Origin of the sequence: Streptococcus sp. SC1 (genome assembly GCF_030272855.1) — a bacterium.
In the GTDB taxonomy this organism is placed as follows: Bacteria; Bacillota; Bacilli; order Lactobacillales; family Streptococcaceae; genus Streptococcus.
Genome location: NZ_JAQCMU010000002.1, coordinates 167,597 through 192,933 on the forward strand (window position 1 = coordinate 167,597; position 25,337 = coordinate 192,933).

Annotated in this window: 26 protein-coding genes, 1 tRNA gene and 1 other annotated feature; of the genes, 7 read left to right on the top strand and 20 right to left on the bottom strand. The window is 40.9% G+C overall.

Annotation, left to right across the window (positions count from 1 at the left end; all coding sequences use genetic code 11):
* From PAN94_RS03615 to PAN94_RS03625, 3 genes are all read left to right on the top strand, one after another.
* Complete coding sequence (locus tag PAN94_RS03615) at positions 1-348, top strand: DUF1831 domain-containing protein (RefSeq protein WP_125371928.1); 348 nt, start codon at positions 1-3, stop codon at positions 346-348.
* Positions 349-481: 133 nt separating this feature from the next.
* The gene (locus PAN94_RS03620; protein ID WP_005590387.1) at positions 482-1,129 is read left to right on the top strand and encodes a redox-sensing transcriptional repressor Rex; all 648 of its coding nucleotides are present in this window, start codon (positions 482-484) and stop codon (positions 1,127-1,129) included.
* A gap of 24 nt (positions 1,130-1,153) precedes the next feature.
* Positions 1,154-1,846 (top strand): gamma-glutamyl-gamma-aminobutyrate hydrolase family protein, encoded by a 693-nt coding sequence (locus PAN94_RS03625; RefSeq protein WP_125371926.1) that lies wholly within the window; start codon positions 1,154-1,156, stop codon positions 1,844-1,846.
* Here the strand turns inward: PAN94_RS03625 and radC are convergent.
* From radC to gyrA, 3 genes are all read right to left on the bottom strand, one after another.
* Entirely contained in the window at positions 1,843-2,526 is a 684-nt protein-coding gene (radC, locus tag PAN94_RS03630) for a RadC family protein (protein WP_061422797.1), read from the bottom strand. The two genes, PAN94_RS03625 and radC, sit on opposite strands and share 4 nt — an antisense overlap.
* 153 nt (positions 2,527-2,679) lie before the next feature.
* Positions 2,680-3,426, bottom strand: a complete 747-nt coding sequence (locus tag PAN94_RS03635) for a class A sortase (RefSeq protein ID WP_285874653.1) — start codon at positions 3,424-3,426, stop codon at positions 2,680-2,682.
* A 7-nt stretch (positions 3,427-3,433) separates the two neighbouring features.
* Entirely contained in the window at positions 3,434-5,884 is a 2,451-nt protein-coding gene (gyrA, locus tag PAN94_RS03640) for a DNA gyrase subunit A (protein ID WP_285874654.1), read from the bottom strand.
* 206 nt (positions 5,885-6,090) lie between these two features.
* On the opposite strand from gyrA, the gene PAN94_RS03645 reads away from it, so the two are divergent.
* Positions 6,091-7,077: an L-lactate dehydrogenase gene (locus tag PAN94_RS03645; RefSeq protein ID WP_005591942.1), complete on the top strand. Its 987-nt coding sequence runs from the start codon at positions 6,091-6,093 to the stop codon at positions 7,075-7,077.
* A 42-nt stretch (positions 7,078-7,119) separates the two neighbouring features.
* On the opposite strand, the gene PAN94_RS03650 is transcribed toward PAN94_RS03645, so the two are convergent.
* The 3 genes from PAN94_RS03650 to PAN94_RS03660 all read right to left on the bottom strand — a co-directional run bounded on the left by PAN94_RS03650 (position 7,120) and on the right by PAN94_RS03660 (position 9,752).
* Complete coding sequence (locus tag PAN94_RS03650; protein WP_125381987.1) at positions 7,120-7,536, bottom strand: NUDIX hydrolase; 417 nt, start codon at positions 7,534-7,536, stop codon at positions 7,120-7,122.
* Positions 7,537-7,592: 56 nt separating this feature from the next.
* Positions 7,593-7,664 (bottom strand) — tRNA-Arg (locus tag PAN94_RS03655).
* A gap of 123 nt (positions 7,665-7,787) precedes the next feature.
* Positions 7,788-9,752, bottom strand: a complete 1,965-nt coding sequence (locus tag PAN94_RS03660) for a peptide ABC transporter substrate-binding protein (protein WP_285874656.1) — start codon at positions 9,750-9,752, stop codon at positions 7,788-7,790.
* A gap of 270 nt (positions 9,753-10,022) precedes the next feature.
* Between PAN94_RS03660 and PAN94_RS03665 the strand changes: the two genes are divergently transcribed.
* Positions 10,023-10,277, top strand: a complete 255-nt coding sequence (locus tag PAN94_RS03665) for a metal-sensitive transcriptional regulator (protein WP_125381993.1) — start codon at positions 10,023-10,025, stop codon at positions 10,275-10,277.
* 50 nt (positions 10,278-10,327) lie between these two features.
* On the opposite strand, the gene PAN94_RS03670 is transcribed toward PAN94_RS03665, so the two are convergent.
* From PAN94_RS03670 to PAN94_RS03725, 12 genes are all read right to left on the bottom strand, one after another.
* Positions 10,328-10,621 carry a rhodanese-like domain-containing protein gene (locus PAN94_RS03670; protein ID WP_285874658.1) on the bottom strand — a complete coding sequence of 98 codons (294 nt, stop codon included), beginning with the start codon at positions 10,619-10,621 and terminating at the stop codon, positions 10,328-10,330.
* Positions 10,618-12,270 (bottom strand): FAD-dependent oxidoreductase, encoded by a 1,653-nt coding sequence (locus PAN94_RS03675; protein WP_285874659.1) that lies wholly within the window; start codon positions 12,268-12,270, stop codon positions 10,618-10,620. Before PAN94_RS03675 ends, PAN94_RS03670 begins: the two co-directional genes overlap by 4 nt.
* Positions 12,271-12,283: 13 nt before the next feature.
* A complete protein-coding gene (locus tag PAN94_RS03680) occupies positions 12,284-12,592 on the bottom strand; it encodes a rhodanese-like domain-containing protein (RefSeq protein ID WP_045497485.1) in 309 nt (102 codons plus the stop codon).
* A gap of 103 nt (positions 12,593-12,695) precedes the next feature.
* Positions 12,696-14,684, bottom strand: a complete 1,989-nt coding sequence (locus PAN94_RS03685) for an NACHT domain-containing protein (RefSeq protein ID WP_045497487.1) — start codon at positions 14,682-14,684, stop codon at positions 12,696-12,698.
* Between the two features lie 143 nt (positions 14,685-14,827).
* Complete coding sequence (gene rpmA, locus PAN94_RS03690) at positions 14,828-15,121, bottom strand: 50S ribosomal protein L27 (protein ID WP_005590406.1); 294 nt, start codon at positions 15,119-15,121, stop codon at positions 14,828-14,830.
* 17 nt (positions 15,122-15,138) lie between these two features.
* Positions 15,139-15,483 (bottom strand): ribosomal-processing cysteine protease Prp, encoded by a 345-nt coding sequence (locus PAN94_RS03695; protein ID WP_005590407.1) that lies wholly within the window; start codon positions 15,481-15,483, stop codon positions 15,139-15,141.
* 15 nt (positions 15,484-15,498) lie between these two features.
* On the bottom strand, positions 15,499-15,813 hold the full coding sequence (gene rplU / locus PAN94_RS03700) for a 50S ribosomal protein L21 (protein WP_005591928.1): 315 nt from the start codon (positions 15,811-15,813) through the stop codon (positions 15,499-15,501).
* 35 nt (positions 15,814-15,848) lie between these two features.
* Positions 15,849-15,936 (bottom strand) — a sequence feature (ribosomal protein L21 leader region).
* Positions 15,937-16,041: 105 nt separating this feature from the next.
* Positions 16,042-16,641 (bottom strand): hypothetical protein, encoded by a 600-nt coding sequence (locus tag PAN94_RS03705; protein WP_285874660.1) that lies wholly within the window; start codon positions 16,639-16,641, stop codon positions 16,042-16,044.
* Between the two features lie 76 nt (positions 16,642-16,717).
* Positions 16,718-17,932 (bottom strand): tRNA uracil 4-sulfurtransferase ThiI, encoded by a 1,215-nt coding sequence (gene thiI, locus PAN94_RS03710; protein WP_285874662.1) that lies wholly within the window; start codon positions 17,930-17,932, stop codon positions 16,718-16,720.
* 3 nt (positions 17,933-17,935) lie between these two features.
* Complete coding sequence (locus PAN94_RS03715) at positions 17,936-19,078, bottom strand: cysteine desulfurase family protein (protein WP_285874664.1); 1,143 nt, start codon at positions 19,076-19,078, stop codon at positions 17,936-17,938.
* A 120-nt stretch (positions 19,079-19,198) separates the two neighbouring features.
* Positions 19,199-20,029 (bottom strand): pyruvate, water dikinase regulatory protein, encoded by an 831-nt coding sequence (locus PAN94_RS03720; protein WP_285874665.1) that lies wholly within the window; start codon positions 20,027-20,029, stop codon positions 19,199-19,201.
* A 5-nt stretch (positions 20,030-20,034) separates the two neighbouring features.
* The gene (locus PAN94_RS03725; protein WP_285874666.1) at positions 20,035-20,670 is read right to left on the bottom strand and encodes a CBS domain-containing protein; all 636 of its coding nucleotides are present in this window, start codon (positions 20,668-20,670) and stop codon (positions 20,035-20,037) included.
* Positions 20,671-20,854: 184 nt separating this feature from the next.
* Between PAN94_RS03725 and ppdK the strand changes: the two genes are divergently transcribed.
* Together ppdK and PAN94_RS03735 are read left to right on the top strand one after the other, a co-directional pair.
* The gene (ppdK, locus tag PAN94_RS03730) at positions 20,855-23,470 is read left to right on the top strand and encodes a pyruvate, phosphate dikinase (protein WP_285874667.1); all 2,616 of its coding nucleotides are present in this window, start codon (positions 20,855-20,857) and stop codon (positions 23,468-23,470) included.
* 172 nt (positions 23,471-23,642) lie between these two features.
* On the top strand, positions 23,643-24,062 hold the full coding sequence (locus PAN94_RS03735; RefSeq protein WP_285874668.1) for a DUF6556 family protein: 420 nt from the start codon (positions 23,643-23,645) through the stop codon (positions 24,060-24,062).
* Positions 24,063-24,233: 171 nt separating this feature from the next.
* Here PAN94_RS03735 and PAN94_RS03740 read toward each other — a convergent pair whose 3' ends face one another.
* Both PAN94_RS03740 and PAN94_RS03745 read right to left on the bottom strand, forming a co-directional pair.
* Complete coding sequence (locus tag PAN94_RS03740; protein ID WP_285874669.1) at positions 24,234-24,722, bottom strand: prolyl-tRNA synthetase associated domain-containing protein; 489 nt, start codon at positions 24,720-24,722, stop codon at positions 24,234-24,236.
* A 12-nt stretch (positions 24,723-24,734) separates the two neighbouring features.
* Positions 24,735-25,319 (bottom strand): uracil-DNA glycosylase family protein, encoded by a 585-nt coding sequence (locus tag PAN94_RS03745; RefSeq protein ID WP_285875000.1) that lies wholly within the window; start codon positions 25,317-25,319, stop codon positions 24,735-24,737.
* Between the last annotated feature and the right edge of the window lie 18 nt (positions 25,320-25,337).

The window sequence follows — 25,337 nt, forward strand, 5'->3', positions numbered from 1 at the left end:
ATGGCTTTTCAAACATCTGTTAGCTTAGCAAACTGCGACTTCACCTACTCACTCCATCCAAATGTTAAGAAATTTACCTTACGGGACAATACATTTGCTGAAACAAAAGTTGGTAATTACGAGCTTTCTCGCTTACTTGAAGCTGTTCCCAATAGTGGCGATGGATTCTTGCTTAAGATTATCATCAATAAAGATCTAAGCGGAGTTAAAATCAATATTACGGACAAGTCTGGTCTAAGATTAGTTAATATCTTCAAATCAGAAAAACACCATATTATTCAGCAAAAATTCTATTTCTTGATGGATAGTTTAGTTGAAAGAGATATTTTTGAAAAAACACCCCAATAAGCGAAATTCTAAGAATTTTGCTTATTTCTATTATTTTATCTATCTTTATTAGTATAATAATATTTTGTTCATCAAATTAGTTGATTTTTTCACAAGCTTTCTATAGAATAGAAGATAGAAAGGTCGTGATTTTGTGAAAACTGAAAAAAGCAATTCTATTCCACGTGCTACTGCTAAGCGGCTCTCCCTCTACTACCGGATTTTCAAGCGATTTAATGCAGAAAATATTGAAAAGGCCAATTCAAAACAAATCGCAGAGGCGATTGGAATCGACTCTGCGACTGTTCGGCGTGACTTTTCTTACTTCGGTGAGTTAGGTCGTAGAGGTTTTGGCTACGATGTCAAGAAACTAATGAATTTCTTTGCCAATCTTCTCAACGACAACTCGATTACAAATGTCATGATCGTTGGTGTCGGAAATATGGGCCGTGCTCTTTTACACTACCGCTTTCATGAACGGAATAAAATGAAGATTGTAATGGCCTTTGATACAGATGATTATTCTGATGTCGGAACCACCACAAATGATGGAATTCCTATTTATGGAATTTCTCAAATTAAAGAAAAGGTCCAGGAAGGAAACGTAAAGACAGCCATTCTGACAGTGCCGAGCGTTAAGGCACAAGAAGTCGCATCCGTCTTGGTTGATGCTGGCATCAAGGGGATTCTTTGCTTCTCCCCAGTGCACCTATCTGTCCCCAAAGATGTGGTTGTACAATATGTGGACCTAACCAGCGAACTCCAAACCTTACTTTATTTCATGAGAAAAGATGATGAGTAAGGTAAGAAAGGAAACAGACACTTTATGAAAAAACCGATTATCGGTATAACAGGAAACCAAAGGGATATTCCTAACGATCAATTTATTCATATTAGTTATACTTCAACTGGCTTTATCGAGGGAGTCAATAAAGTTGGAGGAATCCCAATTATCTTACCAATTGGTGATGAAGCCTTAGCTCACACCTATATCACTATGATCGATAAACTGATCCTTACCGGTGGACAAAATGTCAAGCCTCATTTCTACGGAGAAGAACAGACTATCGAAAGTGATGATTATCTGCTTCAAAGGGATCTATTTGAACTAGCTCTCATCCGAGAAGCACGGAAGCAAAACAAGCCTATTTTTGGCGTCTGTCGTGGTACTCAGCTTTACAATGTTGCTATGGGTGGCACACTTCACCAAGACATCGAGAATCACTGGCAAGATAGCACTGCTCAATACACTACACAGACTATGGTCACTAAAAACGGCTCCATCCTCCATGAATTATACGGACCTACTTGCCAAATCAACTCATTCCATCACCAAAGTATCAAGGATCTAGCGAAAAATCTAGAAGTCATAGCTTACGATCCTCGTGACAAGGTCATTGAGGCTGTTACCTCGACTGATGGAAGTCCATTTCTTGGTGTGCAGTGGCATCCAGAATTTCTATTTCCCACAAGAACGGGGGATTTAGCCTTGTTTGATTATGTGGTTCACAAACTTTAGATCAAATCCGTTTTTTCACGATAGCTATAATAATTATTTTTTGAAACGATTAAATGATCTAAAAGAACCAACCCCATTAGTTCACAAGCTTCTTTCATGTGTTTGGTGACCTCGTCGTCATTCTTACTTGGTAAAGTCACTCCAGAAGGATGATTGTGCACTAGTATAATAGATGTTGCCAAGTGTTTGAGAGCATAATGCAAAATCTCACGTGGTTCAGCAATACTTCTAGTTACCGTTCCTACAAAGATTGTCTGCTGATGGATGATCTGGTTTTGACTGTTGAGATAAATAGCAACCAAACATTCCTGCTTTTTATCTCCCAATTCGACCTGCATTTTGCGAGCTAGTTTTTGACTTCCAAGAATTTGCTCCCTCTCCAGCACTTCAGCCTTATTGATACGGCATCCAAGCTCAATAATGGCTTGCAACTCAACAGCCTTCACAGGGCCAATTCCTGAAATTGTCTGTAATTCCTGTAAAGTCAAATATTTCAGATCATTCAAACTAGAAATCGATGATAAAATCCTTTGAGAAACTTGAAAAACAGTTTCTTTTTTGCTGCCTGTTCGCAAAAATATAGATAGCAATTCCTGATTACTAAGTTTATCCGCTCCTTCTCTTATCAGCCGTTCACGCGGCATCATACTTATGTCATCCTGCAATGAAATACGATACATATCAACCTCCTTACCTATTAATTCGAGATTAAATAAAAAAAGATTAAATTCTTACACAGCATTTCAAACATTAGATATCATAGGAAATATTTGTAAATTTTATCAATTAAAAAACGAAGTAACTCTTGTTACTTCGTTTTACAATATTTCTTATCATAGCTGCATTTGATTATAAGATCGACTGAAAGCATCTAAAATATCTTTTGGTGCCTTGTCATAGTCAATCGTACTTTCAAGCGTACCTTTAACAATAGTTCGACTGGTTGCTGCTGCATCCTCACATGTGACTAAAGTGATCTCAGCAACCCCCTCCGTATCATTGATGACATCCACGCGCTCTGGTGCGACACTTTCTATACTAGAAATCGTATAGGTATAGATTTTTTCCTTATCCGTGATATAGATTTTCATCCCTATTTTGGCACGATCTAGCGGTGAAAAGAGCATGTCACTAGCTCCAGTAATTCCAAAGACGTGGTGGCTGGCCAAGGCATAATTCCCTTGTCCCATCTGTTGATCTTCTTTCATAGTGCCAGCACCATAGTAGAGTCCAACATTATCCAAGCCCTTGAAAATTGGCAAATTCATCGACACTTCAGGAATCGAAATGCCACCGATAACTGGCAATTTTTGAGCCTGCCACTGAGCATTAATCACCGCTTCTGTAGAAAGAGATTGGACATCGCTAAACTCGAAACTTGACTCGACTGCCTTATTCTGCTTGATTTCTTCCTTAGAGACCTTGCTAACCTGGTATTGATTCGTGTGCCAAACCATGATCATATTTCGGATAGACGAGTTGAAAATCAGAGCTAGGGCAACTAGAAATAAAAGGAAAACCGCACAGTTAATGATGAAATTTCTGAGCTTGAATTTCTTCTTAGATTTCTTCACTTTCATCCTCCTCTTATTCTACTTCTTCCTCATCGTCTTTTGCGTCAGGCGCAACCGTTGTAAAGGTGACAATCTGGGCATTTTGATCCAGACGCATAACCTTCACTCCCATGGTTGAACGACCTGTCTGAGAAATATTGGCCACACTGGTCCGAATGATGACGCCTGTATTAGTGATGATCATCAAATCTTCCTCGCCAGTAACGGTCATCAGACCAGCAAGAGGTCCATTTTTATCTGTGATATTGGCTGTTTTAATCCCTTTACCACCACGGCCCTTGGTTGGATACTCGCTAGCAAGAGTACGCTTACCATAGCCTTTTTCGGTAATGACAAGCACTTCGTCTCCCTCGGCAATCACACCAGCTCCAACAACCTGGTCACCATCTCGAAGATTAACTCCGCGAACACCAGTCGCACTACGGCTCATGCTCCGAACAGCTGTCTCATTGAAGCGGACAGAATAACCAAACTTAGTACCAATGATAACATCCGCAGCACCGTCCGTCAGAAAGACATTGATAAGCTCGTCTTCATCTTTCAAATTCAAAGCCTTGAGACCGTTCTGACGAATATTAGCAAATTCTGTCACGCTGGTTCGTTTAACCACACCTAGACGGGTCGTAAAGAAGAGATAGGAATGATCGCTACTGTCCTGCTGGACGTTAATAATGGTCTGAATATTCTCTCCTTCATCCAGTTTCAAGAGATTGACCACTGGCAATCCCTTGGCTGTTCGGCCATACTCAGGGATTTCATAGCCTTTGAGACGATAGACTCGGCCTTTATTAGTGAAGAAGAGCAATCTGTCGTGGGTACTCGTTGAAACCAGCTCTTTGACGAAGTCATCATCTTTGACACCAGTTCCTTGAACACCGCGGCCCCCTCGTTTCTGAGCAGTGAATTCTGCCTGATTCAGACGTTTAATATAGCCTTTATTAGACAAGGTAATCAAAACATCCGCTTCCTCAATTAAATCTTCATCTTCAAGTGAAAGAACTTCTCCTACCATCAGCTCAGTTCGGCGGTCATCCGCATATTTACGCTTAACCTCGTCTAACTCTTCCTTGATAATAGCGACAACGCGCTCTGGCTTAGCCAAGATATCAGCTAAGTCCGCAATCAAGGCAATCAGCTCGTCATACTCTGACTGAATCTTATCGCGTTCCAAACCAGTCAGACGACGCAGACGCATGTCGAGGATAGCCTGACTCTGGCGCTCAGACAGCTCAAATTTAGCCATCAATTCAGCCTGTGCTTCTGCGTCCGTCTCGCTATTACGGATGATGCGAATCACTTCATCAATGTGATCCAGCGCAATCAGCAAACCAGCTAAGATGTGTGCTCGCGCTTCCGCCTTTTCTTTATCAAAGGCCGTCCGTCGAGTCACTACTTCTTTTTGGTGCTCAATGTAGGCCAACAAAATCTCACGTAGAGACAGAATCTTCGGCACACCATTTTGAATAGCCAGCATATTGAAGCTGAAATTGGTCTGCATCTGAGTCAGCTTGAATAGGTTATTTAAAATGACATGAGCAGAGGCGTCACGACGAACCTCAATGACAAAACGAACCCCTTCACGATTGGACTCATCACGAACGGCTGTGATACCGTCAATGCGTTTTTCCTGCACCAGACGAACAATATGCTCGTGAACCTTAGTCTTATTAACCATGTAAGGGAACTCGGTTACGACAATTCGCTCGCGGCCATTTTTCATCTCTTCGATTTCAGTGCGAGAACGAAGAACAATCGAACCCTTCCCCGTTTCATAAGCACGGTGAATACCAGATTTCCCCATCACCAGTGCTCCTGTTGGAAAATCTGGGCCAGGCAGAACTTCCATGATGTCACGAGTCGTTGCTTCTGGATTATCCATAACCAGCTTAACCGCATCAATAGACTCACCAAGATTATGAGGTGGGATATTGGTCGCCATCCCAACGGCAATCCCTGTCGCTCCATTTACGAGCAAGTTAGGGAAGCGAGCAGGAAGAACCATCGGCTCTCTCTCGCTGGCATCATAGTTGTCAATATAATCAACAGTATTTTTGTTAATATCACGAAGCATCTCCAACGCAATCTTGCTCATACGTGCTTCTGTATAACGCTGGGCAGCGGCCCCGTCTCCGTCCATCGAACCGAAGTTTCCATGGCCGTCTACCAACATGTAGCGATAGCTCCACCATTGAGCCATCCGCACCATCGCTTCATAAATAGAGGAATCGCCATGCGGGTGGTATTTACCCATGACATCCCCTGTGATACGAGCTGATTTCTTGTGAGGCTTATCAGGCGTAACGCCTAGCTCATTCATGCCATAAAGAATCCGGCGATGAACCGGCTTAAGACCATCGCGAACATCTGGAAGAGCCCGAGCCACGATAACACTCATTGCATAATCGATGAAACTGGTCTTCATTTCGCTGGTCAAATTGACATCTACTAAGTTTCTATCTTGCATTAAAAAATGCCTCATTTCAATATTAAATCACCATCTCATTATACCACATTTTAGCTATATTTTCAGTATTTAAAACCGAATATAAAAACGTTTACATAGCCTTTTAGGGGTCAAAATACCACGGTGAGCCGTGACAAACTGTATCAAAAGTGGTAGAATGTAATTGTATGGGGAAAACCCCAAAAATAATAAGGAGATGTTTAGAAATGACTGCTACTAAACAACATAAAAAAGTCATCCTTGTTGGTGACGGTGCCGTAGGTTCATCTTACGCTTTCGCGCTTGTTAACCAAGGAATTGCACAAGAGCTTGGAATTATCGAAATTCCACAATTACACGAAAAAGCTGTAGGTGATGCGCTTGACCTTAGCCACGCCCTTGCCTTCACTTCACCTAAAAAGATCTACGCAGCTCAATACTCTGACTGTGCAGACGCTGACCTTGTTGTTATCACTGCGGGTGCGCCTCAAAAACCAGGTGAAACTCGTCTTGACCTCGTTGGTAAGAACCTTGCTATCAACAAATCAATCGTAACACAAGTTGTTGAATCAGGTTTCGATGGTATCTTCCTTGTTGCCGCTAACCCAGTTGACGTTTTGACTTATTCAACTTGGAAATTCTCAGGCTTCCCTAAAGAACGCGTTATCGGTTCAGGTACTTCACTTGACTCAGCCCGTTTCCGTCAAGCACTTGCTGAAAAATTGGATGTTGACGCTCGTTCAGTTCACGCCTACATCATGGGTGAGCACGGCGATTCAGAATTTGCTGTTTGGTCACATGCAAACATCGCAGGTGTAAACCTTGAAGAATTCCTTAAAGATACTCAAAATGTTCAAGAGTCTGAATTGATCGAATTGTTCGAAGGTGTTCGTGATGCTGCTTACACAATCATCAACAAGAAAGGTGCTACATACTACGGTATCGCTGTAGCCCTTGCTCGTATCACAAAAGCTATCCTTGACGATGAAAATGCTGTACTTCCACTTTCAGTCTTCCAAGAAGGCCAATACGGTGTGAAAGATGTCTTCATCGGTCAACCAGCAGTTGTTGGTGCTCACGGTATCGTTCGTCCAGTAAATATCCCATTGAACGATGCAGAAACTCAAAAGATGCAAGCATCTGCTAAAGAATTGCAAGCAATTATTGATGAAGCATGGAAGAATCCAGAATTCCAAGAAGCATCTAAAAACTAATCAGAAAAAACATCTCCTGATAAAAGGGGATGTTTTTTTGTTTTATGTGGATCTGTCAGCAAAAATATCAAGCAAATAAGGAACAATCAGCTCTCCCTCTAAGTCCTCCAAAGAAGAAAGCCAAATAAAGTCTGTATGCTCTTCTGGATCCAATAGGATATCACGCTGCTCTATAATCCTAGCCTCATAAACCAAGCGTGTAAAAACAGTATTTTTACTTGTGTCAAACTGACTATCTTCATGAATAATCTTATCAATCCGAATCTTTTGATTAACCTCTTCCATAGCCTCGCGTAGAGCTGCTTCTCTGGGTAGTTCGTTCTCTTCTACGCTTCCGCCAGGAATATCCCAATAGCATGGATAAACATTAGGAAGCCCACGCTTTATTTTTGAGCGTTTGATCAGCAAATACTTTCCGTCTTTCTCAATCAAGGTATGAGCGATTAACTTCACCACCATAGCTGTCTCCTCTCTTAGAAAACAAAAAGGACTCTCTTGAGTCCAAGCTTAAGTCATCCACCCTGAGAGAATCGAACTCCCATCTCAAGAACCGGAATCTTACGTGATATCCATTACACTAAGGGTGGCAACTTATTCATTATAACTAATTTTTCATAAAAAAACAAGCCTAAATAGCTCCTTTTATAAAATTCTTAATGTAGATCAAATCAAAAAGATTAACCCTAAAAGAAAGTTAATCTTTTAATCTCTTATTTCTTTTCAATATGATCCGCTAGTTCTTCTTGGGCTTTTTTGTTAGATTCTAAGGTTTTTTCTTGCCATTTTTTCTTAGCTTCTTCATATTCTTTGGTCGTTACAATCTCACTTCTGAGTTTCGTATATTTAAAGTTGAAGCCGGATCCCTTGATTCCAACGAGTGAATAGGCACGACTGAAAGGTTTGGACTTACTTACAGAAGGACTACCGCCTCCTGAAATGGTCGGCATGATAATCCCACTATCCAGCAACCAAGCTTGTGCATCCGCATATTTTTCATAGCGAACTTTCACATCTGTTGTTTCAGCATTTGCTTCTTCCAACATCTTAGTATAAGTGTCCAAGCCCAGCTCTTTCATCTTGTCCATATCTTGGCCTGGCTCAAAACCAAAGTTTTGCAAGCTAGCGCCATTATTTACATTTAGAGTATCTAAGTAGGTAGATGGGTCTTGATAGTCAGCTGACCAGCCCCCTGTATAGAAGTCATAGTCCTTTTGAGCTGCAGTATTTGCAAAATAGGTGATATTGTTCAAATCATCCACACTAATCTTCTGCAGGTCAATCACTACATTTTCTGCACCCAAGGTTGATTCAATTGATTGTTTTACTGAGCTTGCCCATTGGATACTCACCTTGTCAGCCTGGTCTACAGGAAGGTCCAAATGAATTGGGAATTGAACTCCCTTAGACTCTAAAGCTTCCTTAGCTTTAGCAAATCTTGCCTTAGCTTTTTCTGGATTATAATAAGCATCTTGAGCATCTGTCAGGTCGATATTCGCCCATTCTGTACCATAATTCACTAATTTAGAGGCAACAACTTGGCCAAAAGTTTGATCGCCAATTTGAACAAATGTTGGAGGGACAAGCGTATTTCTCAACAGCTTGGTAGCTCCATCTTTACCATTACTTTGCGCACCATAAGAAGTCCGGTCAAGGGCAAAATTGACGGCCTGACGGAAGTCCTTATTTAAAACCGCTTCTTTTGTTGCATTCTTTTGATCATCACTTGTTTTGGAAGTGTGATTGTATGATTGACGGTTGAAGTTGAAATTAAAGTAATATGAGGTCGCATCCTGTGGGCTATAAAGGATATTGTCCGCATATTTCTTCTTAACTGCCGCAAATCCTGAAGTATTCGGATAGAGACGGGCACCACTATAAGCACCATCACTGAAGTTGCGAATCAAAGATTCTTGGTCCGATCCATCATAGTAGGTTAATTTAACATGTTCTAGACTGACCCTGTCTTTATCGTAATAATTTGGATTCTTAACGAATTCCATAGACGATTTAGAAGTCAAAGATTTCAAAAGGAAAGGACCGTTGTAAAGAATACTTGATGGATCAACAGAACCAAAATCTTTTCCTTTAGACTTCAAAAATTCTTCATTGACAGGGAACAAGATATTATTCGTAGTTTTAGAGTTCCAATAAGGCTCTGGGCGTGTCAGCGTGTATTGAACAGTATAATCATCTACTGCCTTCACTCCGACTTTTGAAAAGTCTTTTTCGTCGCCTTTGACATAGGCATCCAAGCCACTAATTGAGTCCTGAATTAAGTAAAGGGCTTCAGACTTCTGGTCAGCCACATATTTAAGTCCAGTCACAAAGTCTTGAGCTTTCACACTTGCGACTTCTTCGCCATCAACATTGAACCACTTAGCATCCTTACGAAGCTTATATGTGTAAGTCAGGCCATCTTGAGAAACTGTCCATGATTCTGCAAGAGAAGGAACTAGATTTCCATATTCATCATTTTCCAAGAGACCATCCACAAGGTTTGTAATAACGTCTGATGTAGTTGCACGGTTAGTGGTCAGGTAGTTCAAGCTATCTGGATCACTGGCATAAACATAAGAATATGTAGTTGTGCTGGATGAAGATTTGCCACATGCTGACAAGAATACTCCTGCACTGAGTACCACTCCAGTAGCTAAAAGCATTTTTGATACTTTCATAAATACACCTCCAAAAATTGAGAGAAAAGTCCAAGAATAAGAGGATCGGAAATAAAGATAAGCCCTTATTTTATTTAGTATTCTCTTAGTTCAATTTCTATGTTATATTTTATAACATAAGCTATTATACCAGAATTCTGATAAAAAGTAAATAGAGGAATCAGAGAGTGATTATGGAAAATTTCTGAAAACTACCTCCAACCAATCCAATTGACAAATATACAGATTAAGCATATAATAAACTCAATGTAAACAAACGAGGAAATCACCGTGAATTCTAATTATATTAACCGCCTCAAGCGCTCCGAGGGACAGTTAAGAGGCATTCAAAAAATGATTGAAGAGGACAGGGAATGTTCAGATATTCTCACACAGTTATTAGCCGTCCGCTCCAGCGTTGACCGTGTTATTGAGATGGTTATTACTGAGAATTTAACGGATTGCCTAGAAAATCCATCTGATGATCCGAAAAAGCAAAGGGAAAGAATAGAGAAAGCTATTCATTTTCTGGTAAATCGAAAATAAGAAGAAGAGGAAAAAAGGATTCAAGCAACGACTTGAATCCTTTTTATCTTTTATTCCGTCTCTCCAGACCAAGCGTTCATGCCACCTGATACGTTGGTCACATCGAAGCCCTGCATGGCAAGAAATTGGCAAGCAGTCGCTGAACGCGCTCCTCCTTGGCAAATGACATAGTATTTGTAGTTAGGATTCAGCTTTTTATAGCCAGTTTCCAACTCACTAAGCGGAAGATTTCCAGCATTTGGGATATGACCCGCTTGAAATTCATGTCTTTCGCGCACATCTACGATGGCCAATTTTTCAGATTGATACTGCTTTTCTAAGTCAGCTGCTGATATAGTTTTCATTTTTCTACTCCTTCTGGTTTTACCATTTTATACAAAGCATAAGCTCCGTCTAGATTTTTCACTGCAAATCCTGCTTGTTTTAAGATTCGCTCGGCAATATAGCTGCGCAGACCGCTGTGGCAGCTCACGATATATTCTGCTTCCTTATCCAGCTCAGCCAAGCGTTCTCTGAGTTCATTCAGCGGAATATGGACTGTTTTATCTGCCTTCAGGCGTCCTTGCTTAAACTCATTGAGTGTCCGGACATCTAAAAAGACTTTCCCACTAGCCAACTCGTCTTCTAGCTGGTGCCATTGGATATTTTCACTCAAGCCTTCCGCTAGATTCATAGCTGCATAGCCCAGCATATTGACCGGATCCTTGGCTGAGCCAAAAGGTGGTGCATAGGTGAACTCCAGCTCTGGCAAATCAAAAATCGTGAGATTGCCCTTGATAGCTGTCGCCAAAATATCAATCCGCTTGTCAACGCCTTTTTTACCCACACCTTGAGCACCATAGATTTTTCCAGTTTTTGGCTCAAAGAGCAATTTCAAGGTCAAGTCAGTCGCACCTGGATAGTAGCCTGCATGATCCTTACCGCTGACATGAATCGCTTGATAAGGCAGCTGATTTTGCTGAAGGAAACGCTCGTTCAGGCCTGTCGAAGCGGCTGTCATGTCAAAGACACGCACAATAGCCGTGCCAATGCTTCCCTTATTCTTCCGCTCCAAGCCAGCAAGCACATCTGCCACCTGACGTCCTTGTCGATTAGCAGGCGAAGCTAGAGCAATCAAAGCATCATCACCAGTAATTTCCTGCTTGACAAGGATGGCGTCTCCGACTGCAAAAATATCTTTCTGGCTCGTCTCATAATGTTCATCAACTAAGATGCCCCCACGAAGACCTGTCTCAATACCTGCTGCCTTGGCCAAGCTATTTTCAGGCTGGACCCCGACAGAGAGAATGGTCACATCTGAAGCCAATTTTTGACCATCTTCCAAGACGATTACTTTGCCATTTTCTTCGAAGCGAGTAGCTGACTGGGAAGTAATGACCTTCACTCCCTTGTCCGCTAATTCAGCTTGGACAAAAGCTGCCATTTCCTCATCCAGCGGTGGCAAAACATGCGGCGCTTTTTCTACGATTGTTACATTCAAGCCACGCTTGCGTAGATTTTCAGCCGTTTCCAGACCGATAAATCCAGCACCTACGACAACAGCCTCTTGTGGCTCTTTATCCAAGGCTAACATGATCTGATCCAAGTCTGGAACATTGCGCAAAGTGAATACATTAGTTGCTTCTGAAAGTCCTTCAATCTCAGGAATAAAAGGCTTCGCCCCCGGTGAAAGAATCAGCTTGTCATACTGCTCTGTGAACTCTGAACCGTCATGAGATACCGTCACCGTATGATCTTCAGGCGAAATTTTCACCACCTCATGAAAAGGTCGCACATCCAAGTTAAAACGCGCCTTGAGACTTTCAGGTGTTTGAACCAAGAGAGCATCTCGCTCAGCAATTTCACCAGAAATATAATAAGGCAGACCGCAGTTCGCAAAAGATACAAAAGGACCTTTTTCAAAAATCACAATTTCAGCATCTTCCATCATCCGTCTTAAACGTGTTGCCGCAGACATACCGCCTGCAACTCCACCAACGATAATAATTTTCATTGTTTAACCCCTTCTACTTAATGGTTTTCCCTGTCCAAGCGCTCATACCACCGCGGACATTGACAACATCATAGCCCTTTTTCTTCAGCTTTTTCGCTGCCATCTTGCTCCGCACGCCTGAATGGCAAATAACGTAAATCGTCTCCTTTTTAGCTGGAGCAAATTGACCAATTTGGCTCAAAGGAATATTCTGGGCCTCTTTGATATGTCCTCTACGAAATTCGGATGGTGTCCGTACATCAATTAGTTGGATATTGGACTTCAATCGCTTCTCCAACTCATCCGTTGAAATACTATCTATCTTTGTAAAAAAATGAAACATATTTTTTCTCCTTTATACCCCTATAGGGTATATTAAAACACTAAGAAGAGAAAATGTCAAGGAAACGATTTCAAAACTAAATAAATCAGCAGATATTGCCGATTTATTTTTTAAAATTCAAAATTGGGATTTTTCTTTTGTCCGCTTCTTTTTCGGTTCTTGTCTTTGTTAGCCAGTCTTCAGTGAAATTTAAACATTCATAAGCACTACTTTTTTTGAAGACTTCATACCATGCAGCGTCTTTACAAATCGTACTATAGTCAATAGAGAAATTAATCAAGTCTAGCTTATACTTTTCCATAAGTTCCATTGCTTCACTTGTTAGTTTTACGTTTTGGAGTTCATTATAAATTTTAACATCCAGTTGAAAATACTCTTGATCCGTTAAATTATCATGATATTTGGAAAATATAAAAAATATCTTTTTTTCTTTAATCTTGGGAAATTTTACAGGCAAAGGCAGTTTTTTATTATCTTGATCTTCAAAATAATCTATTTCAGCAAAAAAATCCATTAAATAACATAAAAAATAAGAATCCAAATCATCGAAACTAATATCTCCCTCACCTTTAGTAGATAAGCTCACTCTGTATAAATTTGTATCCAATTCAACAAAGTCTCTTCCTTCATTTCTACGTTTTAATTCTTCTAAAATTGGCAGGAAGATATTGTAGTTTAACTTTTTCTTATTAAATTCTTTATCCAATTCAGCATAATATTCTAAAGTAGTCAAAATCAAACGTTCATTCATATTTTCAGAAAGAAAATTATCTTTAAAAAATTGTTCTTGAACTTCATTATCCAAATCATATAAATAGTTGGCAGCGTAAAATTCTTGGAAAATATTATGAACAAAATAGTAAGATTGTCCCTCTTTATGTATGATACATAGACAAGTTATCAAATCAGCAAGCAAATCTTCAGCTCGTGTTGAAGATTTGCCTTCATCATTTAATACCCTATCTAGCAAAGAAAGAATCTCACTTTCTGTAAACTCTGATTTCTTTCCATTATTTTCAAAATAAGTGAGAAAACATAGATGAGAAATCACTCGCATCATCGTAGACTCAGGTAAGTCGGTTTTAAACTCTCTAGTTAGAGCAACTAACTTTGAATGATCATGTTCTTTATAGAGCAGTCGGTAAGAATCTTTGATAAATGTAGCTTTTTCAGTCGGAAAACTTGCATTTCTTTCAAACATTTGTAGCATCAAAAAAAGCAATATTGGATTTTCTGCAAATGATTGATATTCATCATATAAATGTACTTCCAAACTATTGATAAATCGTTCAAACACCTCTTCTTTTAACTCTGCTATAGGCAATTTACTGATACGCCTTATTAAGGCTATCGCTTCGTCTTTACTTAAGCCATTCGTTTCGTAGGGATGAAATAAAGAGGCATTATTTATATGATTAAAAGGTAATTTTCGGCTAGTCACAAGGATTGGATTATTAGAATATTTAGTGGCTAATTCTTCTATCTCTGTCGCAGCTTGTTCCATATTATTTGAAGATATTTCATCAAAAGCATCCAAAAGAAAAATAAAGCGCCCTTTTTCTGCCATATATTCAAAATACTTAAATTCTAAATCAAACCCTAATACTTTAGCTTCTTCATATATAAAATTTAAAAATTCCCTTCTTTTCTTCGAATCAAAATTATATTTCCTCAATTCAATATAAATGGGAATTCTTTGATTATTATTACTCGTAGCTTTTTCAATCTCCTTAAGAAAAAAGTACTTCAGCATGGTTGATTTACCAATGCCACCATATCCATAAATCCAAGCATTATCCGATTCTTTTAAAATATTATCTAAATCAGCAGTATAACATCTCACATCATTTATTTCTGATTTTAGATAAGTGGGCTGAAAAATAGAAAACAAATCGATATTATTTGTACCGCTTAGGACAAATGGAATATTCTTCACTCTCTTAAACGAACCCTCAAAATAAGATGTAAAACTTTTATTAAATCTAGTTTCAAATTTTTCCCAATTATCTACACCAAAATCCACCAATTCATCTTTTAATTGAATCAACGTATTATTTAACAAAGCTGAAATAGCTAAACCTAAAAATTCCATATTGCCCTCCTTAGAATATCCTTATAACAACTCTATTATACAAAAAAAACATTGCATGTAGCAACTGTTTCTTTTGAAGCGATTTCATTTTCTCCAAAAATAAAAATCCCAATCTTGAGACAGGGATTTTTATCAATAATGAATTATTTCGCAATTGGGTAAACTGATACTTGTTTCTTATCGCGACCTTTACGTTCAAAGCGTACTACGCCTTCAACTTTTGCGAACAATGTATCATCTCCACCGCGGCCAACGTTAACACCTGGGTAGATGTGTGTACCGCGTTGACGGTAAAGGATAGATCCTCCAGTTACAGTTTGTCCGTCAGCTGCTTTAGCTCCAAGACGTTTTGCTTGTGAATCACGTCCGTTTGACGTTGAACCTCCACCTTTTTTGTGGGCGAAAAGTTGCAAGCTTGCAAGATTCATTTTTAACATAGTGTTTTTCCTCCGTGTTAGTTTTCTGTGATAACTCTAGTTTGGACGAACTCAGAAGAGTTCTCCGATAAGTTTGCCATTCCCAAGAAAAATGATTCAAAGAAAAGCTGAGTCATTTCTCTCTGATGCGGCGGAATATCCATAGGGATTTCTACTCGTAAATATCCGCCTTCTTCTTCGTTTAATTCTAGGATTGGTTCATAGCCTGCAAATTTTTCAATTGAATTGATGAAATTTATGGCAAGCGTAGAAACCGATGCACACACGACATCAAAGCCGTATTCGCCACTTCCGGCGTGTCCAGTAATTTCCGCACTCCTCAGCTCGCCATCTTCGGCTTTCTCAAAGACTGCCTGTATCATGTGTTCTCCTGTAAATTAAGCGTTGATTGCGTTGATGACAACTTTAGTGTAAGGTTGACGGTGACCTTGTTTGCGGTGGCTACCTTTTTTAGGTTTGTACTTGAAAGTGACGACTTTCTTTTGTTTTCCTTGTTTTTCAACAGTTCCAACTACAGTAGCTCCAGAAACAAGCGGAGTTCCGACAACAGTTTTATCACCACCAACAAGAACAACTTCGTTAAAAGTCACTTCTTGACCAGCTTCAACATCCAATTTTTCAACGTAGATAGCTTGACCAACTTCAACTTTAACTTGTTTTCCGCCAGTTTTAATGATTGCGTATGTGCTCATTATGCACCTCCTATGATTTTTTGGGGTTTCCCCGTATTTTTGTGAAGACTCGCCTAGCATCGTGGGACGAACCACTTTATACTCACTATGTGAGTAACGATGTTCGAGCGGTTGCACAGGCCGTGCATAGTCAACATTCTTAGTATAGCACTTCTACTAACCTTTTGCAAGTAATTTTATTTAATGAAAACGGATTTTCCACTAAATATCCTCATTCTGTACTTCCATTTATTTAAAATATACAATCTGCCCTTCTTGATTGACATGAACCTCAATAGCTATCGGAGGCTTCAAATGTTTTTTAGCTGATCTGGCAAGACTTTTATTACTATCTGAAACATTGACCTCTCGCTCTTTTCCATCAACGTTAATAGTAAAGGTAATACGAGAATAGGTAGACTTACTTCCTCCGGTCTCGGTATCAACACCAGTCACTAAAGCCGATTTTAGCTCGGTTATCTGATTAGTAAAATAATGATAGCGCCAAATACCATTGGTCATTCGATATCCTTCATAAGCAGGAAAGATAAAAAACATAAGAAGAACGCCAATTATTGTGACAAAAATAGCTCTGCCCTTACTTTTATGGCTTTGACATATGATTTTCCATTTATTCCTCATGGCCTTCTTGACAGAGCCAGCTTCCTTAATACTTAAATGAAATCCCCAAAATAAGAGAGCATACAAGCTCAGGAAAATCTGAAAATGAACTAAGAGACCAAGTAAATAAGTCCAACTGGGTATTCCAAACAGCAAAGCATTATCTTGTCCATCTTTCCAAGACAATGCCCCCATGAGCCCACTCAAGAAATAATCCCACTCGTTCATAAATATCCCCTTTTATCTTCAGCATCAATGGAAATAGCTTCCAGATTCTTTTAGCAGAAAGATACTCCGTAAACTCTTATAACAAGTCCTCAATCAGCTCGTCAACTTCATCAGTCTCTGCTTGTGGTCTGATTTCTGTAATCATGATGCCTGCAACAGCGCGTTCTACCAAGCCTTCAACATCTAGACGAGCTTCGTACTGCTCAGCATTCTTGATTTTTGGATTGGTTTTAGGTCGATCTGGTGCAAAAATAGTACAGCAGTCTTCAAATGGCTGGATAGAAATTTGGAAAGTATCGATTTTTTCTGCAATCTCAATGATTTCCAGCTTATCCATCGTCACAACAGGACGGATAACCGGTGTATTGGTCACGGCGTTAATAGCCTGCATACTCTCGATGGTTTGACTTGCCACCTGACCTAGACTTTCTCCATTGATAATGACTTGACCGCCCCGCTCCTCCCGAATCCGGTCTGTAATACGCATCATAAAGCGACGAGTCAGTGTCATCAGGTAGGCTTCTGGAGCCTTGGCCTTGATTTCCTCCTGAATCTCTGTAAAAGGCACTTCGATAAACTGGATATTGCCGCCAAACTTGGTCAATTTTCGTGTCAAATCTTGAGCTTTTTTCAACGCGCCTGGACTGGTGTAAGGCGGACTGGCAAAGTGAACCGCCTCGATGTCTACACCGCGCTTGAGAGCCAAATAGCCCGCCACTGGTGAGTCAATCCCACCAGACAGCATGAGCATACCCTTTCCTGAAGTGCCAACTGGCAAGCCTCCAGCGCCACGAATGGTCTCATAGGAGATATAAGCCGCTTCTTCACGAATCTCGACACGCAGCTCAATATCTGGCGCTTTCATCTTGACCTGAACATTTGGAATGGCCTTAAAGACAGCATCTCCAAGCGTCTGGTTCAGCTCGCGACTATCCAATTCAAAGCTGTGATCACTGCGTTTGCTGGAAATCTTAAAGGTCATGCCCTCTTGATAGACTTCCTTCATGATGGTTTGGACAGCTTCGATTAGGGCTGGTACCGATTTTTCAATTTTGTAAGACGGCGAGAAATTCTGAATCCCAAAAATCTGCTTGAGCGACTCAGCGACGGGCTGATAGTCTGTTCCATGCAGATAGACATGAGTTCGGTCACGGTCAGCCTTGACATGGACCTGCGGATAGACTGACAAAACAGCCTGAATATTACGTTTGAGTTTGTTAATAAAGCGCATGCGGTTCTTGCCCTTAGTAGACAGCTCACCATAGCGCACCATAATTTCTGAATATTGCATTGTTTACCTTACTTTTCTGGTTTTTTCGTAAATAATTTTAAAAGTTGTCAAAAACTGCTCCATCTGGCTCATATCATTATCAAGATCCAAACTGATACGGACAGCAGTTTGAGACAGAGACTTTTCGACCCCCATAGCAATCAGCGTACCTGCTGGCTTACCGGCCTTAGAAGAGCAAGCGCTAGTCGTCGAGATATAGATCTCGTAGTCTTCAAATGCATGGACGACGACTTCACCCCGCACTCCCTTGATACCAAAGGTCAGGATATGAGGCGCAAAATCTTCCAAGCCTGAGAAGACCACCACGTCGGGATACTTCTGCAGCTCTTCAAGGATAATCGCCTTCATCTTTGCTGTTCGTTTGGCAAATACTTCTTGCTGTTCCATGGATAAACGTAGGGCCTTGGCCGTGGCTGCAATGCCGGCTAAGTTTTCCGTCGTTGATCGCTTGTCTGACTCCTGGCCGCCACCAGTTAAGAGAGGGCTGATTTTCTTACCAGACTTGATATAGACAAATCCTACACCACGAAGGCCGTGAAATTTATGACTGGAAAATGTTGCAAAATCCACGCGATCCGTCAGATAAGCAGCTGTCGGAATCTTCGTAACAGCCTGGACAGCATCCACGTGAAAGGAAATAGTCGGCTTGTCTGCTAGCAGTTCGGATATTTTCTGAATGGGCTGAATACTGCCGATTTCATTATTGACAGCCATGATCGAGATCAGAGTGGTGTCTGGTCGAATCAGCTCCGCCAGCTTGTCTACCTCAACAAAACCTGCCTTATCAACTGGAGCAAAATCGACTTCAAATCCCTGACTCTGCAACCAGAGGGCTGATTCTTTAACCGCCGGATGCTCGATGTTAGATACGATAATGTGTTTGCCAAAAGGAATCTTTTCAAAAGCAACTCCCTTAAGTACCCAGTTGTCCCCTTCTGTCCCTCCAGACGTAAAAAAAATCTCCGACGAAGACTTACCTAAAAGCTCTGCTATTTGACGGCGAGAGGCTTCTAAGAGACGGGTCGCCTGACTGCCCAAACTATGCAGACTAGAAGGATTACCCCAGATTTTAGAAGCCACTTCTGTGTAGGTAGCCAGCACCTCTGGATAGGGCTTGGTTGTCGCTGAATTATCTAAATAAATCATCTTTTTCCTCTGTATTTATCAGTAAAAATCAATACTCCTATTGTAACACGAAACGAGCCTAGGAACAAGAAAAGGGCGCAGTTCCTACCTGATAAATTTAGGAACCGGCCCTGAAGACGATTACTGCGCCTCGCCAATCATATCTAATTTTTTTAAATAATCCTCAATTAGGAAAGCTGTTTCTTCAATTGATTTATCTGTAATATTGATGACCTCCGTCTGATATTTTCTAAAGACTTCTTTGGAATAGTCTAATTCCTGATAAATCTTCTCCAAATCTGTGTAGCTGGTCGAGTGGGACAGCCCCAGCGAATTGAGGCGGTTGCTACGAATTTTGACTAATTTTTCTGGCTCACAGACCAGACCGATCATCCTACGCTTGTCCACCTTATCTAAAACTTGAGGAAGCGGGACTTCTGGAATCAAAGGTAAATTGGAAACTTTGTAGCCCTTATTGGCCAAAAAAATGCTGAGAGGAGTTTTTGAAGTCCGTGAAACCCCTAGTAGAACTATATCCGACTCCAAAAATCCCTGTGGAGATTTGCCATCATCATACTTTACTGCAAACTCTATCGCTGATATTTTATTAAAATATTCCGTATCCAAACGGTGCAAAGTTCCTGGTATCTCAATCGGGCTAATCCCAGTCTTTTCTCCTATGATTTCAAAGAAAGGGTGCATGAGATCAATGTAGGACAGCTTGTGGTTTTGACTAAATTCTCTAGCTAGTCTAGCTAATTCTCCATTTACCAAGGTACTGATGACCAAGGAATCATCTTTTAAAGCATCTTGCAAAATTTCCAGCAATTCTTGCTCCTTATCTATAAAAGGAAAACGGTAGCTATTATTAAATGTCAAATCTGGATACTGCGCACTTACAGCTGACAAGAGTCGCTGCGAGGTTCCTCCTAAAGAATCCGAAATGCTATATACAATAATTTCTTTCTTCATTGTCACTACTCCTGTCTCTTTACTTCCGCTTGGCGTGCTTCCTGAATGATATAGTCCAGCAGAGCCGTCTTAGTCACCGTTCCTAAAATCTTGCGCTCATTATCTTTCTCTACCACAGGCAGGGAGTCAATGGCAAAATCCTGCAAAAGAGCGGCCACCTCTAGTATATTCATATCTTTATGGCAGGTTCTAAGATGAGGCATCCGTGTCATACAAACTGCAATAGGCGTTGTTCCGATACTACTGGATAAAGCCGCTCGTAGCAAATCCTTGCGCGAGGCAATTCCTAAGAGTAGCTTCTTTTCATCAATGACATAAAGAACATCCGCGTCATACATAAAGAGCCTTATCACCGCATCCTGTATGGAAGTGTCTTGAGGCACCAAAACTGGAGAAACCATAATATCTTCCGCTTTCTTGCGAAAAGTGTCAAAGAAAAACAAGGTCTCTAAATCATTCCCTGAATAAGTATAGCCAACCTTTGGCGTCGCTTTTAAAATGCCAACCAGCGTCAAAAAGGACAGGTCTGAGCGTAAAGTTGCTCTAGAAATTTCCATCAGTTCCGAAATCTTTTCCCCGCTGACGGGCTGCTCTTTCTTGACAATGTCAACAATCTGATTTTGGCGTGCTGATAATTCCAATGCAATATGTCTCCTTTTTAGAGATAGAATACTCTATTTATCATCTTTTTCTGTAATATTATATCATATTTTTATCTTATATCAATGAAATATAACGATTTTTTCCGTTGACAAATATATGTGATGTATATTAGAATATAAGCAAGATATATATGACACATTTTTATCTATTTGGAGGTAAGATATGACGAAATGGATTTATTCCTTTGAGGAAGGACGAGCCGAGCAAAATGCTCTTTTGGGTGGCAAAGGTGCTAATTTAGCTGAAATGACCAATTTAGGTTTGCCAGTTCCGCCGGGATTCACCATTACGACGGAAGCCTGTATGCATTTTTTAAATAAGCCCTCCTTTTTTGAAGAAAATTTAAGAGAGAATGTCTTGCAGGCTATTTCTGAATTGGAGCAAAAAACCGGACAATACTTTTCAGGGAACGAAGAGGAGCAACTGCTAGTCTCTGTTCGCAGCGGCGCCAAGTTTTCTATGCCTGGCATGATGGATACGATTTTAAACTTAGGATTAAATGACTTGCGAACCCAAACCTTGGCTTCCAAAACCAATATGGCTTTTGCCTATAATTGCTATCGCAGGCTGCTCCAGATGTATGCAGATGTCGTTTTCCAAATTCCAAAAGAAGACTTCGATCACTTGCTCTCCTATTTTGAGAAGAATGCTGGTAAAACTGCCAATGACTTTAGTTTGGAAGAACACCAAGCTCTCATTGATCAGTACAAGCAACTCTACCGTGAGCATTATCAGACTTTTCCTCAAAATCCTAAGGAACAACTCTTCGCTGCCATCAAAGCCGTTTTCCGCTCTTGGAATAATCCACGCGCCCAAGTCTATCGCAAGCTCAATCAGATTCCAGAAGATTTAGGAACCGCCGTTAATATTCAAGTCATGGTCTTTGGCAACTTTGATCAAGAAAGTGGAACTGGTGTCGTCTTCACTCGAAATCCAGCAACTGGTCAAAAAGGCCTCTTTGGCGAATTTCTTTTAAATGCCCAAGGAGAGGATGTCGTTGCTGGTATTCGCACGCCCGAGCCCATTCAAAATCTACAAGAAAAGATGCCAGAAGCCTATGCTGCTTTTCAAGAATATGCCCACATCCTTGAAGATCACTATAAAGATATGCAGGATATCGAATTTACAATCGAAAAGGGCAAGCTCTATATCCTGCAAACCCGTAATGGTAAGCGAACAGTCAAGGCTGCTTTGAAAATCGCTCTACAATTAGTGGAAGAAGGCAAGATAGACAAGTGCGAGGCCATTCGTCGGATTAGCCCGGCTCATATCAATCAGCTGATTCACCCCGTCTTTGATGAAAATAAGCTCCAGCAAGCGACAATTTTAGCGCAGGGATTGCCAGCCAGTCCCGGTGCTGCAACAGGAAAAATTGTCTTTACTGCTAAGCGAGCCAAAGAACTACATGAAGCTGGCGAAAAAGTTGTGCTGGTCCGCCAAGAAACTTCTCCCGAAGACATAGAAGGAATGATTGTCAGCCAAGCAATTGTCACTAGCCAAGGTGGGATGACCTCACACGCAGCAGTTGTCGCACGAGGAATGGGAACCTGCTGTGTCGCAGGATGTGGAGATCTACTTGTCCAAGAGGACAGCAAAACTATCCAGTGCCGAGATATCTTGCTCAATGAAGGAGATATTCTATCCGTAGATGGTTGGACTGGTTTTCTTTATCTGGGGCAAATCCCGACGGTCTCTGTAAAAAATGATCAGGATTTGCAGCTCTTGCTGACTTGGGCTGATGAAGTAGCTAAACTTACAGTCCGCGCCAATGCTGAAACGATTCAAGATTTGCAAACCGCTATTAGCTTCGGAGCGCAAGGTACTGGACTAGCAAGAACCGAGCATATGTTTTTCGGTGAGGACAGAATCCTGCAAATGAGGAAATTAATTCTGGCCGAAAATGAGATAGAAAGACGGGAGGCACTTGCTCATCTCCTCGATTACCAAGTAGAAGACTTCTATCAGATGTTCCAGACAGTTGGCGAAAAGCCTATGATTGTCCGCCTACTGGATCCTCCTATGCACGAATTTCTCCCTAAAGACCAGCTGGAAATTTCCCTGCTGGCTGAAAAACTCAATAAAAATGCAAGTCAACTAGAAAGAAAAATCATGCAATTGCAAGAAACAAATCCTATGCTAGGCCATCGCGGCTGTCGCTTGGGAATCACCTCGCCAGATATCTATAAGATGCAAATAGAAGCTATCTTTAGCAGCGCCATTCGACTGCAGCAAGAAGGAAATCCAGTCCGTCCTGAAATTATGATTCCGTTGATTGCTACGAAATCAGAGCTTGTTTATCTCAAAGAGCTGCTCATCAAGCATATCGAATGGATTTTCAAAAGGTATCAATGCCCGCCATTCCCATATGACATTGGTACCATGATCGAACTGCCAAGAGCCTGCTTCATTGCTGATCAGTTGGCTCAAGAAGCCGACTTCTTCAGCTTTGGAACCAATGACTTGACCCAGATGACTTTTGGCTTTTCAAGGGATGATATCGGAAAATTCCTCAACGACTATAAAGAGAAAAAGTTGCTCACCCAGGATCCCTTCCAAAGCCTTGACCAAGATGGTGTCGGCCAATTGATGAAATTGGCCATTGAAAAAGCTCGCCAAGTAGATCCAACCTTGTCCATCGGAGTTTGTGGCGAAGTTGGCGGTGATCCAGCTTCCATTCCTTTCTTACAAGAAATAGGAGTCACTTATGTCTCCTGCTCCCCTTATCGAGTCCCAGCAGCTCGGCTAGCTGTGGCGCAAGCTGCCCTTAACTCTAAATAGCTCTACCATTTTGATAAAACAAACAGCTCTAAGAGGCCTATCTCTCCGCCTTTTAGAGCTGTTGTCCTTCATTCTATTGTGTGCGTTTTCATTTAAAAAATTCAGATTTTTGGAAGACTTTTCTAAATAAAAGACGTATAATAAATTAAGAACGAAAAGGAGCGACTTTTACATGGAAAAATATTCTCGCAGAGAAAAAAATAACAGCACTTCAAATCGAAAACCAGCTAGTCAGCATATCAAAACTGGCTTTTCTGCCCTACAAAAGACTATTGCTACAATTGCCAGTCTTCTTTCAATCGTCATTGCTTGCTTTACCATCATGAACCTTATGAACAACAATGACTCAAAATCAAAAATTGATACAGGCAACTCGACTACAACTACTACCATTATCAAAGAGGTAGAAAAAGAGTCTACATCTGTTAGCTCGACTCCAACAGAAACTTCTGCTGCTACTGAGACAGAAACATCCTCAAGCTCTTCAAGCGCAGAAACGAATACGAGCCATACAACTACTTCCATTGACAGCAGTTCGACAAGCCAAGACCAGCATACAACAACAGAGTCCAGCACTCAAGCATCCAACTAGAGACATTTGGAAGAGTGCCCCTTATCCAATCTATCCAAAAAGCCTGAATTTTACTCAGGCTTTTTTCTGTTGCCAGCCTTCTTTTACTATTTGAGAAAAATTATTAAGCTTTCTCTAAATCTTGGAGACAAAAAACTATGAGATCAAGAAGCCTCCCAGTTTTTCCAGAAATCAAAGTTCCAAAATTTGATAATCATAACCAAGATGAGTCAAGAACTTAAAAAGATCTTGGGTTGCGACAAAAATCGTCTTTTCATTGGTATTGGGATGGAAAGTCATGATATCCTCTGTTACAATGTCCTTGTCAAAATAGACCTGAATGTCTCGCTCTGGATTATTCAGAAGTCCAAAAGGCGATACCGTTCCTGGTGGCAGCTGCATTTTTTCATAGAGAGAATCCGCTGAAGCCATGCGGATGCGGTTGGCTGAGACCAAGTCTTTAAACAAGTCCATATCTAGACTCTTTTGGTCATCCATAATCAGCAGATAATATTGAGTTTTCTTTTTATTGGTCAAAAACATGGACTTAGTCCGGACTCCTTCCATTCCTTCAATATAGCTATCTGCCTGCTCTGTCGTAAATACAGGTGGGTGCTCCACCACATCAAAGGTGATTCCCAACTCTTGCAACTTATTAGCTACTTGTTGATAAGCATCCATAGTTTTCCTCCTTTATTGATGAATAATCTTTTGTACCAACGCTTGCAATTCTGGCACCACTTCTGCCTCAAACCAAGGATTTTTCGCCATCCATATTTGATTGCGGGGCGATGGATGAACCAAGGGAAAAAAATCTGGTAGGTAGTCTTGATAATGCTGGACCGTCTCGGTCAGCTTGACTGTACCTTTTTGATGCAGATAGTATTTCTGTGCATACTGACCAATCAAGATAGTCAACTCAATATCTGGTAGGAGCTCTAAAATCGGCTGATGCCATTTCTCAGCAAAGCCTTTACGAGGCGGTAAATCTCCAGACTTTCCATGCCCTGGGAAATAAAAATCCATGGGCAGAACCGCAAAATATCCAGACTGATAGAAAGTTTCTTCATCAACACCCAACCATTCTCTCAAGCGGTCACCACTCTTGTCCTTCCAGTAAAGCCCCGCTTGCTGGGTTTTCAGACCCGGCGCTTGACCGACAATGTTAATCCGAGCATTCTTAGGCGCTGCAAAAAGTGGCTTAATGCCCTGCTCTGTGAAAGTTTGATTCTGTGGGTCAGCTATAATGGCCTTGGTAATATCTTCTATTGTCTGCATCATATTTCCTCCCTTGAA